A 14866-nucleotide genomic window follows, 5' to 3' on the forward strand; every position below is an offset into this window, starting at 1 on the left:
CTGCCCACTGCTCATCCGAGAGATCCCCACGCCCCACACCGGGATCATCACGGCACGAGCCGTGGCGGGACACCCCGTTCTAAAACACGGCCTAGCGGCACGGCCGGCCATCCTGAAGTCTGGCCGCACATGCCTGACAGCGGGCTCCTCCCACCAGGGTGGCGACACGACGACGGAGGCAGCAGTCGATGGACCGAGCCGACGACGCACGCAAGATTCGCAGGGATCACACCGGACCCGTCTGCCCGATCGACCGCGGGGACGACGGCACCTGGCAGGTACGCGGCTATCACGCGGCACGCGCCGTTCTGCGCAGCACCGACACCGTACAGGCGGGCCTCGGGATCGAGACCGTGGAGAAGCTGCCGGCTCGGATCCGGCGGCCCGTGCTGTACCGCGACGGACTTGAGCACCGCGAACACCGCCGTCAGACCGCCCGCTACTTCACACCCCGCCGCGTGGACGAGCACTACCGGGAACTGACCGAACGCATCGCGCGCCGGCACCTCAACACCTTGCAGAACGAGGGCGAGGCATGGCTGGAGGACCTCACCTTCGGCGTCTCGATCGATGTGGCGTGCGGGGTGATCGGCCTGACGCGCAGCAGACGCGGGATCCAGCGCCGGCTGGAGCGCTTCTTCCCCGAGGAATTCGGCAGGCCCGGGCTGACCAGCTGGCACGGGATCTACTGGATGTTCCGCCAGAACAGCAACTGGCTGCGGATCTACCTCGCCGACGTCCGCCCAGCCGTCCGCGCCCACCGCAAACGGCCCGCGGACAACCTGATCTCGCACCTGATCGCCGAGGGCTGTTCCCATGCCGAGATCCTCGGCGAGTGCCTCACCTACGCCGCTGCCGGCATGGTCACCACGCGCGAGTTCATCAGCGTCGCCGCATGGCATCTGTTCACCGACGCCGAGCTGCGCGAGCGCTACACGACCGGGAGCGAGAGCGAACGCCTGGCGGTGATTCACGAACTCCTGCGCCTGGAGCCCGCGGTCGCCCGCCTCAAGCGGCGGACCACCGGCGACCTGAATCTGCCGAGCACCGACGGGGCGGTCACCGTGCCCGGTGACGCGCTCGTCGAGATCTTCGTGGACGAGGCGAACACCGACCCGGAGGCCGTGGGCGACACCCCCACAGCGGTCAGGCCCGACAGGCCGACAACGACCGGCCGCTACGCGGCCGCCCTGTCCTTCGGCGACGGACCGCACCGCTGCCCCGGTGCCGACATCGCGTTGATGGAGGCCAACGTCTTCCTCGGTCACCTCTTCGCCCTTGAGGGCATCCGCATGCTCACTCCGCCCCGCGTCACGTTCCAGGACGAGATAGGGGGCTATGTCATCCGCGGACTCCGCGTGGCCGTCGACCGGCGGTGAAGTACGCCGGCGCCGGGCTCACAGCTCTACCGTCCGACCCGCGGCATCTGGCCATGGCCGACTGCGGGCAGGTCGTACAGGGGCTCGGCTAGGGCCTGCACGCACAAGGCGCAGCTTGAGCTGAACCGGATCTTGTACGGCCCTGAAGCCAGGCATGATCAAAACATCGCGCATGCGGCAGCGCAGCCGTTTCTGCTCTCGTCGGGGCGGGGATGTGTGGGGGGCGGAGAGGTCTGTGCCGGCGCGCACGCGTTGACTTGAGAGCCCTTGTCTCCAAGGAGTGGGGATGTCCCGTCGGCGGGTGAACGACAGTTCTGTGACAACGGTGCGTGCGCTGCGTTCGGCTGTCATGCTCTGGCCCTTCAGAGCCGCACTGACCCTGGTGATCGTCGTGACCGGCACGGCGCTGACGGGGCTCGGGCTGCACAGGATCGCGGGCGTAGCCACTTCGACCAGCGTGATCGTGGCGACTACGGGGGGACTCGTGCTGCTCGGTCTCGCGGCAGGTGCTGTGACGCTGGCGTTCAGGGTGATCGTGTTCGTGGCCCAGTCTGACAAGTACGGGCGGGAATCTGCAGCGGGGCGAGGCGTCCACGCCCCGGGCAACATCCCCATAGAGGACACAGGCGCCGACGGCTGGCCCGCCCCAACTACGAACACAGGCGACGCGTCGGAGGTATGGGAGTGACCACCGCCCAACCGGCCGCGTTCCGCGCCCTCTACTACCCCTTCTCGCGAACCATCAACGAGACGACGCTCAAGCGCGCCGTCCTCCTCTACGACGAGATCCTGTTCGTCGATCCGATGAGCCACCGCGTGCGCGCCGGCCTGTACGGTGTCGAGGAACATCTGCCGTACCTTCCCGCGAACGTAGCGACCTCCCTGGCGCAGGAGTGGACGGCGATCAGCAACCGCTACGACCTGTTGCTGCGCGAGGGTCTGCTGCGCCTCATCGACCCGGCGCGCGTGGTTACGGAGCCAGCGAACGATCGACTCATCGCCCGCGCGCTACGCGCGGACCTTGCCGACCCACAGGCTCGCGGCCTGTTCGAGCGCGGCTACCCGACCACATGGAGCATGCTGCGCACGAGGATTCCCCAACAGGCGTTCGCCCACCTGGCCCATCAGATTCCGGCCCGCGTCCTGGGCCGGGCCAACGTCAGCGGCCTCGTAGCCTTCTATCTCGATGGCCATCCGCAGGCCCATCCATCCGATGCGGGCACCGTCTGGCCCGACGACGGGCACGACTACGCCGCTCTCGTCCCCTACATTGCCGGTTCCTCCCTCGCCACCTCCACCGCCCTGGCCCTGGCGCTGGCGGAGGACGCGGTCCCTCTCACCGACAGCAGCGCGCATTTCCGGTTGCTGTCCATGCGAATGGCGCGAGCGGCGGCGGCCGCATCCGAGGTCCAGCGGATTCCGGGTCTGCAGGCGGAACCCGACCCGGTGCGGGCACAGAAGACCGCGCTGGTGCAGCAGCGGGTCGTCGACTCCGTCATCTCCCACCAGGACCTGGCGGCCCTGTCCCTCGAGGACTGTCTGCGCTACCGCGAGCGGACTCACGAGGAGCGCCAAGCGTTCCGCAGCTTTCTTCACGATGTCGTGCGCACCGCGCATGCAGAGCCGTGGTCACCCGAGATCGTGTCGCAGATCGAGGAACGCATCGCAGCGGCTCGACAGGAGATTCATGACCATGCGCAGTCCCTGCGCGAGGCCTATCGCAGCTTGTTCCACCGGACCCTGGCCGGACTCTCCGTGACTGCTGCCCCAGCCCTGCTGACGACAGTGTTTCCCGTGGTTTCCCCGCTCACCATCGTGCTGTTCGGCGGCGGCCCGCTCACGGCCGTCCTCCAGGAGCCGGTGCGGGAGCTGCTGACGCACTGGCTGAAGAGAGACCGAGGCGCCAGCAGCCTCGCGTACCTCATGGACCTGCCGAAGCCAAGGTGAGCCCCAGCTGTTCTTGCGGGCGACCTGGTTACCCACCCGCAGGAACAACGGCCACTGCGGCCCCATGACGAAGTCCGCCGTCCCGGCCCGATCATGCGCGGCCTCGCCCGCCGAACCGGCCGGCTTGGTCGAACGGCCTACTGATGATCCGTCAGCCCGCTGAGCTCGGGCCTACGCCTCTGAGGAGGGCGAATGCTGAAGGCCCACTGCAAGTATTAGCAGGGCCTGACGTACCAGACAGGGGTCCAGTCATAGCTCGGGTTGCCATAGGGAGCGGCCGGCGTGGTGTGGATGACTGTGCGGTTCTGGTTCTTGAGCAGTGCCTGGGTGCCGCGGGTCTGGAGGTTGTAGTAGGAGCCTTCGCCGGTCCAGTCCTGCAGCGCGTAGTCCTGGCAGTAGTACAGGGCAAGTCGGTCGCCCATGCCCAATTGCTGGCGGTACATGCAGAAGTAGTCCTGGTCGCACTCCCACTGTGCCGCGGCACGGGTTCCGGCCGACGTGCTCAGCTCACGCACGTACTTCTCGCCGGGAACGGTGACGGTCAGCCTGGCACCGTCGGCCAGGGCAATCTCATTCGCCGCGACCTGCCGTCCGTCGTGGTGGGCAAGGTAGCGGTCCACCTTCGCCTGGAGGGCCTCGGCATCGTCTCGGCCGAGGCCGGCCGCGCGGGCCTGTTCACCGAAGGCCGCCTGGGTGTGCGTCGTCTCCGCGGACGCCGGTACCGCCAAACCCACGGACAACACAGCCACAGCTGCAGCCGCGAGGGCTGCGTAGCGCTTCAATAGGGACATGCCATTCCTTTCCTGACGAAGCATGAGGCAACGAGGACCTGGTCCGGACGCCGGGCCGACCTCCCGGGCAACATGGTCATGGTCCGCACTTGCATGACCAGGGTTATGCAGAGGCCGAGCCGGGCTAGGCCCGATCTCCTCCTGCCTTCCAAGTGAAGTCCGCTGCCCTGTGGTTCCTGAGCCTGACGCCGCATGCGGGAAGCAACGGACATGGTGCACACCGGTTGTCACCCGGCGCGCGAGGCCTCCGGTAAGCGGTGGGCTCGCACGCCGATGCACTGCGGCATGCGGGAGAACGTACTCGCCTTCCCCGCCGTGTCGTCCTGACATCTGTCAGGACGACACGCAAAACCCCAGCAAGGCATGGCCCGGCGCTGACTCCGGAGCGCGGCGTATCGGCGAGCGCAGCGCAGCGCGAAGTCATCCAAGACGGCCACTCGCAACCTCGGTACCGGCGGATCAGGGCTCTTCGCCCAACAGACGAGCAGGCTTGCCCAGCTCAGGTGCCAGGGCCATGTACGCCCGAGCGGCCGGCGGAGCGCGATATGCCGCCAGCAGCACCGGGCCCGATCCACCCGCGCGCCCTGGCCTGCTCCGCCGCGTCCAGCACATCGCGGCCGCGGTCCACCGCGTAGCGGATCCACGGAAGCCCGATCAGCCACACCTGCACCGTTCCCGGCGCACCCCACCCATGCACGGGCAGCGGGCGCTGGCCGAAGCGGAGCAAGCTCCGCAGGGCCCCCGCGTCCGGCCCCGGCAGCAGACTTTGACGGGTTGTCAGAGCGGGCGGCTGCCCGGAGTCGAGCGGACGGTCCAGGTGTCGCCGCCGGCGAGCAGGGCGGCGAGGTCGCCCTTGCCCTGCTGGTGAACAGCGGTGTCGAGCTGCTCGGCCATCTCGGTGTCGTAGACCGGGCGGTCGATCGAGCGCAGCACGCCGATGGGGGTGTGGTGCAAGGTGTCCGGGTCGGCGAGGCGGGAGAGCGCGAAGGCCGTGGTCGGGGACGTCGCGTGGATGTCGTGGACGAGGATCTGCGCCTCGGTCTCCGGCGTGACATCGACGATCTTCAGGTCACCGGTGGCCGGGTCCCGAACGACGCCCTTGGCGCCCCTTTCGTCCGCGAGCGGCGTGCCGAAGCGGATCGGTTCACCGTGCTCGAGGCGGATGACGGCCTCCTGGGCCTGCTCCTTGTCCTTGAGGACTTCGAACGCGCCGTCGTTGAAGATGTTGCAGTTCTGATAGATCTCCACCAGAGCGGTGCCGGGATGGTCGGCGGCCTGCCGCAGGACGTCGGTGAGGTGTTTGCGGTCGGAGTCGACGGTACGGGCGACGAAGGAGGCCTCGGCGCCCAGGGCAAGGGAGATGGGGTTGAAAGGGGTGTCGAGGGAGCCCATCGGCGTTGACTTGGTGATCTTGCCGACCTCCGACGTCGGGCTGTACTGGCCCTTGGTGAGGCCGTAGATGCGGTTGTTGAACAGCAGGATCTTGAGGTTGACGTTGCGGCGCAGGGCGTGGATGAGGTGGTTGCCGCCGATCGACAGTGCGTCGCCGTCACCGGTCACCACCCACACGCTCAGGTCCCTGCGCGAGGTCGCCAGCCCTGTCGCGATCGCGGGTGCGCGGCCGTGGATGGAGTGCATGCCGTAGGTGTCCATGTAGTACGGGAAGCGGGAGGAGCAGCCGATGCCGGAGACGAAGACGATGTTCTCCTTGGCCAGGCCCAGTTCCGGCATGAAGCCCTGCACGGCGGCGAGGACGGCGTAGTCACCGCAGCCCGGGCACCAGCGCACCTCCTGGTCCGACTTGAAGTCCTTCATGGACTGCTTGGTGTCGGACTTCGGCACCAGGGACAGCGCGGCGATCCCGGGCGCCTTGGTAGCGGTGTCAGCCATGGTGGAGGGCCTCCTTGAGGGCGTGGGCGAGCGGTTCGGCCTTGAACGGCATGCCGTTGACCTGCGTGTAGGAGTGGGCGTCGACCAGGTACTTGGCGCGGATGAGCATGGCGAGCTGGCCCAGGTTCATCTCGGGGATGATCACCTTGTCGAAGGCGGTGAGGATCTCGCCGAGGTTGGCCGGGAAGGGGTTGAGGTGCCGCAGGTGGGCCTGCGCGACCTTCTGGCCTGCCGCGCGGACGCGGCGGACGGCGGCGGTGATGGGGCCGTAGGTGGAGCCCCAGCCGAGGACCAGCAGCTTCGCCCCGTCACCGTCGGTGGCGCCGGGGTTGTCGAGCTCGATGTCCGGGACGTCGATGCCGTCGATCTTGGCCTGCCGGGTGCGGACCATGAAGTCGTGGTTGGCCGGATCATAGGAGATGTTGCCCGAGCCGTCGGCCTTCTCGATGCCGCCGATACGGTGCTCCAGGCCCGGAGTGCCGGGGACTGCCCACGGCCGCGCCAGGGTGTGTTCGTCGCGCTTGTACGGCCAGAAGACCTCGGTGCCGTCGTCCAGGGTGTGGTTCGACTGGGAGGCGAACTGCACCCGCAGGTCCGGCAGTTCATCGGTCTCCGGGATCCGCCAGGGCTCGGAGCCGTTGGCGAGGTAGCCGTCCGACAGCAGCAGGACGGGGGTGCGGTAGGTCAGCGCGATCCAGGCGGCGTCCAAGGCGGCGGTGAAACAGTCCGACGGGGTGGCCGGGGCGATCACCGGCACCGGTGCCTCACCGTTGCGGCCGAACATCGCCTGGAGCAGGTCCGCCTGCTCGGTCTTGGTCGGCAGCCCGGTCGACGGGCCGCCGCGCTGGATGTCGATGACCAGCAGCGGCAACTCCAACGAGACCGCCAAGCCGATGGTCTCCGACTTCAGCGCGATACCCGGACCCGAGGTCGTCGTCACGCCCAGCGAGCCGCCGAAGGCCGCGCCCAGCGCGGCTCCGATGCCGGCGATCTCGTCCTCGGCCTGGAAGGTCCGGACACCGAAGTTCTTGTGCTTGGACAGCTCGTGCAGGATGTCGGAGGCCGGCGTGATCGGGTACGACCCGAGGAACAGCGGCAGCTCGGCCCGCCGACCGGCCGCTACCAGACCGTACGACAGTGCCAGATTGCCGGAGATGGAACGGTACATACCCGGCGGGAACGCCTTCGCGGCCGGAGCCACCTCGTACGACACCGCGAAGTCCTCGGTCGTCTCCCCGAAGTTCCATCCGGCCCGGAAGGCGGCGATGTTCGCCGCGGCGATGTCCGGCTTCTTGGCGAACTTGCTCTCAAGGAAGGCTTCCGTGCCCTCGGTGGGTCGGTGGTACATCCACGAGAGCAGACCCAGCGCGAACATGTTCTTCGACCGGTCGGCGTCCTTGCGGGAGAGCCCGAGCTCCTTCAGCGCCTCCACTGTCAGCGTCCCCAGCGGTACCGGGTGCACGCTGTAGCCGTCCAGGGACCCGTCCTCGAGCGGGCTTACCTGGTATCCGACCTTGGCCAGCGCGCGCTTGGTGAACTCGTCGGTGTTCACGATGATCTCCGCGCCGCGCGGCACATCCGGCAGGTTCGCCTTCAAGGCGGCCGGGTTCATCGCGACCAGGACGTTCGGAGCGTCGCCCGGCGTGAGGATGTCGTGATCGGCGAAGTGCAGCTGGAAGGAGGACACACCCGGCAGCGTGCCTGCCGGCGCTCGGATCTCTGCGGGGAAATTCGGCAGCGTGGACAAGTCATTGCCGAACGACGCGGTCTCCGACGTAAAGCGATCGCCCGTCAGCTGCATGCCGTCCCCGGAGTCCCCCGCGAACCGGATGATGACCCGGTCAAGACGGCGGACCTCCTTCGTAGGAGGCACCTCGGTCTCGGTCTCGGCGGACAGGCTGGTCTGGACAAGCATGGGAAAGCTCCTGTCAATCCTTGATCTCGCAGATCGCGGCGCCGGAGGGCGCCGTGCGCGGCCGCAACCCGCGAGAGAGGGGATCGCGGCGGGGGCGGGCGGATCCCTGTCGGCGTCCCGGCCGTTGGTTGCCGCCGCGGTGCCGGCGACTGGCCGGGCGCGGCGGATACATGGGCCGGGACCCGCCCTGCCGCACCGCGCGAGGCTTCCGTGCCGCGGGCAGACGTGCGTGGTGCCCCGAACTCTCGGCACGAGAGCCTCGTTGCTGCCCGTACGGCCGGCGGCCGGGGCCGGGACGCCCCGACGCCGCCCCGGTGCCGTGCCGGTGTGATGGCGGTCGCCGACCTGCTCGCCGACCGTGCGTCGGCCCTGGCGAGGACCCTGCGCGCGGCCGATGCAGGCCCGGGCTCGCCCACGATCATCCGCGTCGTACGGACGCCGAGGTGTCCCCGTGCCGGCCGACCGGACCCACCCGAGCGCACATCTTGCTGATGCAGTGTCAGCTGACCCGCGGAGCGGCCTCCGAGAGATCCGCCTCCACCGCCGGGGCAGTGGCAGGCACAGGGGTGGGCCGAGGCTGCTTCTTCAGGCCGAGTCCGATGAAGGCGCCGGCGAGCGTCCCCACAGCGGCGACCCACCCTGCCATTCGGAGCCCGCCGACCAGCGCGTGAGGGCCAGGGTTGTGGCCGGCGGAGGAGTTCGCCACCGCGACCAGGGCCGCGAGGCCGAGGGCGCCGCCGATCTGACGGCATGTGGAGGCGAGCGCCGAGGCGACGCCCTGCTGGGCCGGCTCGGCCCCTGATGACGCCACGGCGACGTAGAGCGACGGGAAGGCGAAGCCGCCGCCGGCGCCCCAGATCACGACCCCCGGCAACAGCGTCCAGTAGGAGCCGTGCGCGAACATGCCGGCGACGATCGCGGCCAGCCCGACTGCGGTGAGCAACGTGCCCCCGAAGAGCGTCGTCCGAACGCCGAGCCACCCCAGCACCCGGGCGTTGAGCTTCATCGACACCGCCATGCAGGCCACGGTCGGTGGCAGGAACGCCAGCCCTGCGGCGAGCGGTGCGTAGCCGAGCACCGTCTGCAGGTAGGTGGTGAGCAGGTAGTACGTGCCGCTCGCGGAGGCCTGGAAGACGATCAACGCCAGCATGGCGACGGTGAGGCCCCGCAGGCCGAACAGCTTCAGCGGTACCAGGGGGTCGGCGGAGCTCTTCTCGATGAGGACGAAGACTGCCAGCAGCAGCACGCCGACTGCCAGGGAGCCGGCACCCTCGATCGAGCCCCAGCCCTTGTCCGGGCCGCTGACGAGACCGAACACCAACAGCGTCGAACCGATCGTGGCGACCACAGCCCCGATTGCGTCAAAGCTTCGACCGCCATCGAAGGAGCGGTCCGCGGGCAGGATCCGAGTGGCGGCGAAGGCTGCGCCCAGCGCGAGCGGGACGTTCACGAAGAAGACCCAGCTCCAGCCGAAGGCGCTGGTCAGTACCCCGCCGAGCAGCGAGCCGGCAGCCAGGCCCGCACTGCCCATGGCGCCCCACACGGAAGTGGCCCGATTGCGCTCCGAACCCGCGGCGAAGGTGGTGAAGATGAGCATCAGCGTCGCCGGCGTGAGCAGCGCACCGCCCACGCCCTGTGCCGCGCGGGCGGCCACCAGCAGCCCGGCGTTCTGCGCGAGTCCGCCTGTGAGCGAGGAGAGCGCGTAGATCACCAGGCCGATGACCAGCATGCGGCGCGGGCCGAGCCGATCGACCGCGCGACCTCCGAACAGCAGCAGTCCGCCGAGCGCGACCGCGTAGGCGCTGACGACCCACTGCAGCGCCTGGGCAGAGAAGCCGAGCTGGCGACCGATGTCCGGCAACGCTACATAGACGATGTTGAAGTCGATGGTGACGATGAACTGGACGAACGCCAGGAGGGCGAGTGTGTACCCGGCCCACCGTGGCGATCGGGCGTCTGAGATGGCCATGGTGTGGCTTCTTCCATAGGGATGAGCGGGACAGCGGCCGCCCGAGGCGGGCTCTCACAGAATAATCCCTTCGCGAAGGTATGTAAATCTGGGACGGAAACACGATCGCTCAACCTCACACAGCTGCCAGGGAGTTGAGACTCCGCCACGGCGACGGCGATGCGAAGCAGCGGGCGCCCCTCGACGATCACACAGACCGCGCGTCGAAATGCGCGCGGAGGCGCAGGAGCACCGGGGTGCCGTGACGGCCGCGCCACCCTGAGACGGCGGCATGGGGCGGGACCGTTGGGCGCGGTGCGTCCACAGGTGGACGGTGGGGGCAGACCGCACGGATCACGGCTCAGACCGTGGATGCCGTCCCGGTCGTCCGTCTCGGGTGGGGGACAAATGGACGGCGGGCCCGTCGGCGCGCCGCGGACGGGCCCGGCGGCCGCGAACCCCCTGCTCCCCTGGTGCATGCCGGCACCCTTGCGCAGGCGAGGGCGGTCCTCACCCACACAGCGGCCGACACTCCCCCGCGGCGCCCGCGGCACAAGGCGGCGGCGGTTGCAGTGCCCGCAGGCTCGGCACGGCCCGGTGGTCGCTCGACACAGCATTCCGCACAGTCACATACCTCTGCGAAGGTATGTGATCCTGGCGGCAGGCCACTGGTCGCTCAGTGCGCCAGTGCCCGCTGCCGGTGGTGGACGACCCGCGTACCGCACTGCGCCTGGTACGGCGTGCCCCACTTCCCGGCCGGACGAACTGCCGAGCACTCACCCGGCCCCCCGCTCGCCGGCCGGAGACCCGCACTCCATACGGATCCCGTGCTTTCGATAGGAGCCCGATGAAATTCGGAAACGACCTTCGGATCAAGACCGTGACCTCGTGGTTTCCACCGGAGCGCGAGCATGTCGAGAACGCCGTGGCGGCCGGGAAGCTGACCGACTCGGACGCGGAGCGGCTCGGCGTCAGCCAGCTGCCGGTCGCGGCCACTCTTTCCGCTCCCGAGCTGGCGGTGGCGGCCGCCCGCGACGCGTTGAGCCGGGCGGGCTGGAGCCCCTCCAAGGTGGGCCTCGTGCTGCACACCTGGATCTACCACCAAGGACATGACATGTGGTCGCCACCGCACTTCGTGGCGAACGAGGTGGGCAATCCCGAGGCCCAGTCCTACGGCGTCCAGCAGGGCTGCAACGGTGGCGCCCTCGCCCTCCAGCTGGCCGCGATGCACCTGACCGCCGACCGCCACCTCGGCGCCGCGCTCGTCACCACCGGCGACCGCTTCCAACCCCCCGGTATGGACCGCTGGACTTCCGACTACGGCCTCGGTTTCGGTGACGCGGGGACGGCGGCGCTGCTTCACCGCGGCGACGCGGAACCCGACGACTACGCGCTCGTGTCCATGGCCACCGCGACCGACGCCCAGTTCGAGCTGATGATGCGGCACGGCGACGACTTCAGCCCCGCACCCTTGTGGCACAACGAGTACATCGACCTGCGCCGTCCCAAGAAGTCCTATCTGGCGGAGTACGGCAAGAAGAAGTTCGAGACCGTCGCCGGCCGGAATATCCGCAAGGTGATCGCGGACAGCCTGCACGACGCGGGCCTGCGGCCCGACGATCCGCGGATCAAGTACATCGCGCTGCCGCGGCTCGGGGCGAGCCTGCTTGACTCCATATACGGCCCGGTGATCAATGAGCTGCTCAAGGCCGAGGCGCTGCGGTTCGGCGCGGCCACCGGCCACCTGGGGTGCGGGGACTTCCTCGCGAACCTGGCCGACCTGCGTGATCACGCGTCGCTCCAGCCGGGCGACTTCGCCTTGGTGATCGGCGGTGGAGCGGCCTGGACCTGGGCCTGCGCCGTCGTCCAGGTACCGCAGGAACACGCCACGGCGAGGGACCTCTGACGGGCTTCGGATTCCTCGGCCTCGGCGGCCACGTGCCACCGTTCTCTTGAACGCGTTTCGACCTTGATCATCCTGGATCAGCGGGGCTGTCGCGTACACCGGAAGCGATACGTGATCCCGTGCTGAGTGCGACGCCACAGGCAGTACGCCGACAACCGTGGCCCGGTGATGGACATCGCGGCGATGTCCAGCGCGCCCTTGAGTCACACATCGCCGGGCCGGGTGGTGCCGTGGCGTTGCCTGCGGCGGACTCGTGGTTGCCCCGGCACATCCCGGTCCACGAGGCGAGGTGGCCCGCGGCGGGGAAACGGCTCACGTCCGGGCCGATCTCCGCCGGCACCACCTCGGCCGCAGACAGCACTGGCCCTGGGACGGGGACCAACAGCTCGATCCGGCGGCGGTAGGGCGCAGGCTGCCGGTCGATCTCCGCGCTCAGCCCCTCGATCCCGGCCGTGGTCCGGCCCACCGCCTCAAGCATGGCCCTGACCTTGTAGAAGCAGGCCGGCGCCGTGTTGAGCACCGGGCTCTTCCCGCGCAGGGTGCCCGGCGCCGGCTCGGAGAAGACGTCCGGGTCACGCTCGCCCGCCACCAGAGCAACGAGCGTGCGTCGGGCGGAGGCCATGGCTCAAAGAACATACCTTCGGTAAGGTATTTGACGTCGCCCAGGAATGGCTCCCGGTGTGCAACTGGGGATGTCCCACATTTGCACAGCAGCCGGGATGCCACCCACGGCGCACGCGACTCCGCACAGGCCGCAGGACCGCACTCCGCCGGAGCTATATACCTCCGCGAAGGTATATAGCTCTGACGGGAAGCCACCGACGACTCAGGGCGCCGGTGTCAGCTCCCCGTTGGTGGACGACCGCGTGCCGCACTACGCCCGGTACGAGGTGCTCGTTCTCCCCCGGCCACACGAAACGCCGGCCCCCGCCCGGCATCCGCTCGCCTGCCGGAGAACCGCTCCCACAGATCCCAAGCTTTCGAAGGAACCTGATGAAATTCGGAAACGACCTTCGGATCAAGACCGCGACCTCGTGGTTTCCACCGGACCGCGAAACCGTCGAGGACGCCATTGCGGCGGGCAAGCTGGACACCCCGGACGCAGACAAGATCGGTGTGAGCCAGCTACCGGTCTCGACCCAGTGGTCCGGTCCCGAGCTGGCGGTGGCGGCCGCCCGCGACGCGATGAGCCGGGCGGGCTGGAGCCCCTCCAAGGTGGGCCTCGTGCTGCACACCTGGATCTACCACCAAGGACATGACATGTGGTCGCCACCGCACTTCGTGGCGAACGAGGTGGGCAATCCCGAGGCCCAGTCCTACGGCGTCCAGCAGGGCTGCAACGGTGGCGCCCTCGCCCTCCAGCTGGCCGCGATGCACCTGACCGCCGACCGCGGGCTCGGCGCCGCGCTCGTCACCACCGGCGACCGCTTCGAACCCCCCGGTTTCCGCCGTTGGGCCTGCGACTACGGCCTCGGCTACGGCGACGCGGGGACGGCGGCGCTGCTTCACCGCGGCGACGCGGAACCCGACGACTACGCGCTCGTGTCCATGGCCACCGCGACCGACGCCGGTCTCGAGCTGATGCTCCGGCACGGCGACGACTTCAGCCCCGCGCCCCTGTCACACAACGAGTACATCGACCTGCGCCGTCCCAAGAAGTCCTACATGGCGGAGCACGGCAAGGAACGGTTCAGTCAGATAGCCGGCCGGCTGATCCGCAAGGTGATCGTGGACAGCGTGCACGACGCGGGACTGCAACCCGACGACCCGCGGATCAAGTACATCGCGCTGCCGCGGCTCGGAGTGAGCGTGCTGGACTCCATCTACACGCCGGTACTGGACGACGTGTTGAAGGCCGAGGCGCTGCGGTTCGGCGCGGCCACCGGCCACCTGGGGTGCGGGGACTTCCTCGCGAACCTGGCCGACCTGCGTGATCACGCGTCGCTCCAGCCGGGCGATTTCGCCTTGGTGATCGGCGGTGGAGCGGCCTGGACCTGGGCCTGCGCCGTCGTCCAGGTACCGCAGGAACACGCCACGGCGAGGGACCTCTGATGGGCTTCGGATTCCTCGGCCTCGGCGGCCACGTGCCACCGCTGGTCATCGACAACGCGCAGGTCGCCGAGTGGACGGGCGCGGAAGAAGACTGGATCGTCGAGCGGACCGGCATCCGGGAGCGCAGGTACCGGGAGCCCGGCACCGTCACCTCCGACCTGGCGCTGCACGCCGCGCGCGAGGCGCTGGGCGCACTGCCGGAGGCAGCGGCCCGGCTCGGGGTGATGATCGTCGCCACGTCGACCCCCGACCAGCCGCAGCCCTCCACCGGGGCGATCCTGCAGGACAAGCTCGGCCTGACCGAAGTACCGGCGTTCGACGTCAATGCGGTGTGCTCCGGCTTCCTCTACGCACTGGCGGTCGCCGACTCGATGCTGTCGGCGCGGCTGGCCGGGCAGGGCGGCGACCACGCCCTGGTGGTCGGCACCGACATCTACTCCTCGCTGATGAACCGCTCCGACCGGCGCACCGTCAGCCTCTTCGGCGACGGGGCCGGCGCGGTGCTGCTCGGTCCGGTGCCCGACGGGTACGGCGTGCTGGGCTGGCGGCTGGTCGCCCACGGCGAGCACCGCGACCTGGTGGAGGTGCCCGCCGGTGGTACCCGCACGCCGCTGGATGCCCGCAGCCGGGAGGCCGGCGAGCACCTGTTCCGCATGCGGGGCCGCGAGGTACGCGAGTACGCGCTCGGCGTGCTGCCCAAGGTGGTCGGCGAGGCGCTCGACTCGGCCGGGGTCCGGCTGGAGAACGTGGACCGCTTCATCCTGCACCAGGCCAACACCCGCCTGGTGGAAGCGTGCGCGCGTGAACTGGGCGTCGCCCCCGACCGGGTGCCGCTGACCGCACCGCAGTTCGGCAACACCGCCACGGCCTCCATCCCGCTCACCCTCCGCGCGGAGAACGAACTCCGGCCGTTCCGGCGGGGCGAGCGCCTGGTGCTGGCCGGAGTGGGCGGCGGGATGACGGCGGGGGCCGTGGTCGTCCGCTGGTACTGAGCCGGCCGGACACCTACTGAAAACCGTGCAAACGCCATGGAAGGAG

The 14866-nt window shown here is 69.3% G+C and carries 11 protein-coding genes; 6 read left to right on the forward strand and 5 right to left on the reverse strand.

The window, feature by feature from the left end; translation table 11 throughout:
• The first annotated feature begins 188 nt into the window (after positions 1-188).
• From ACWD3I_RS42095 to ACWD3I_RS42105, 3 genes are all read left to right on the forward strand, one after another.
• Positions 189-1379: a cytochrome P450 gene (locus ACWD3I_RS42095; RefSeq protein ID WP_365414056.1), complete on the forward strand. Its 1191-nt coding sequence runs from the start codon at positions 189-191 to the stop codon at positions 1377-1379.
• Between the two features lie 286 nt (positions 1380-1665).
• On the forward strand, positions 1666-2067 hold the full coding sequence (locus ACWD3I_RS42100; protein WP_365414054.1) for a hypothetical protein: 402 nt from the start codon (positions 1666-1668) through the stop codon (positions 2065-2067).
• Positions 2064-3326 carry a hypothetical protein gene (locus tag ACWD3I_RS42105; RefSeq protein WP_365414052.1) on the forward strand — a complete coding sequence of 421 codons (1263 nt, stop codon included), beginning with the start codon at positions 2064-2066 and terminating at the stop codon, positions 3324-3326. Before ACWD3I_RS42100 ends, ACWD3I_RS42105 begins: the two co-directional genes overlap by 4 nt.
• A gap of 215 nt (positions 3327-3541) precedes the next feature.
• Here the strand turns inward: ACWD3I_RS42105 and ACWD3I_RS42110 are convergent, their stop codons facing one another.
• The 4 genes from ACWD3I_RS42110 to ACWD3I_RS42125 all read right to left on the reverse strand — a co-directional run bounded on the left by ACWD3I_RS42110 (position 3542) and on the right by ACWD3I_RS42125 (position 9891).
• Positions 3542-4117: a peptidase inhibitor family I36 protein gene (locus tag ACWD3I_RS42110; protein ID WP_451084332.1), complete on the reverse strand. Its 576-nt coding sequence runs from the start codon at positions 4115-4117 to the stop codon at positions 3542-3544.
• Positions 4118-4894: 777 nt separating this feature from the next.
• The gene (locus ACWD3I_RS42115) at positions 4895-6007 is read right to left on the reverse strand and encodes a 2-oxoacid:ferredoxin oxidoreductase subunit beta (protein ID WP_365413737.1); all 1113 of its coding nucleotides are present in this window, start codon (positions 6005-6007) and stop codon (positions 4895-4897) included.
• Positions 6000-7922 (reverse strand): 2-oxoacid:acceptor oxidoreductase subunit alpha, encoded by a 1923-nt coding sequence (locus ACWD3I_RS42120; RefSeq protein ID WP_365413735.1) that lies wholly within the window; start codon positions 7920-7922, stop codon positions 6000-6002. The genes ACWD3I_RS42115 and ACWD3I_RS42120 overlap by 8 nt, the downstream gene beginning before the upstream one ends.
• Positions 7923-8421: 499 nt before the next feature.
• Positions 8422-9891, reverse strand: coding sequence for an MFS transporter (locus tag ACWD3I_RS42125; protein ID WP_365413733.1), 1470 nt, complete (start codon positions 9889-9891; stop codon positions 8422-8424).
• A gap of 826 nt (positions 9892-10717) precedes the next feature.
• On the opposite strand from ACWD3I_RS42125, the gene ACWD3I_RS42130 reads away from it, so the two are divergent.
• On the forward strand, positions 10718-11776 hold the full coding sequence (locus ACWD3I_RS42130) for a ketoacyl-ACP synthase III family protein (RefSeq protein ID WP_451084333.1): 1059 nt from the start codon (positions 10718-10720) through the stop codon (positions 11774-11776).
• Between the two features lie 67 nt (positions 11777-11843).
• Here the strand turns inward: ACWD3I_RS42130 and ACWD3I_RS42135 are convergent, their stop codons facing one another.
• The gene (locus ACWD3I_RS42135; protein ID WP_365413071.1) at positions 11844-12398 is read right to left on the reverse strand and encodes a transposase; all 555 of its coding nucleotides are present in this window, start codon (positions 12396-12398) and stop codon (positions 11844-11846) included.
• Positions 12399-12769: 371 nt separating this feature from the next.
• On the opposite strand from ACWD3I_RS42135, the gene ACWD3I_RS42140 reads away from it, so the two are divergent.
• Positions 12770-13828 carry a ketoacyl-ACP synthase III family protein gene (locus ACWD3I_RS42140; protein WP_451084334.1) on the forward strand — a complete coding sequence of 353 codons (1059 nt, stop codon included), beginning with the start codon at positions 12770-12772 and terminating at the stop codon, positions 13826-13828.
• A complete protein-coding gene (locus ACWD3I_RS42145) occupies positions 13828-14820 on the forward strand; it encodes a 3-oxoacyl-ACP synthase III family protein (protein ID WP_365413075.1) in 993 nt (330 codons plus the stop codon). Before ACWD3I_RS42140 ends, ACWD3I_RS42145 begins: the two co-directional genes overlap by 1 nt.
• The last annotated feature ends 46 nt before the right edge of the window (positions 14821-14866 follow it).

It is taken from the genome of Streptomyces sp. NPDC002817 (assembly GCF_053592055.1).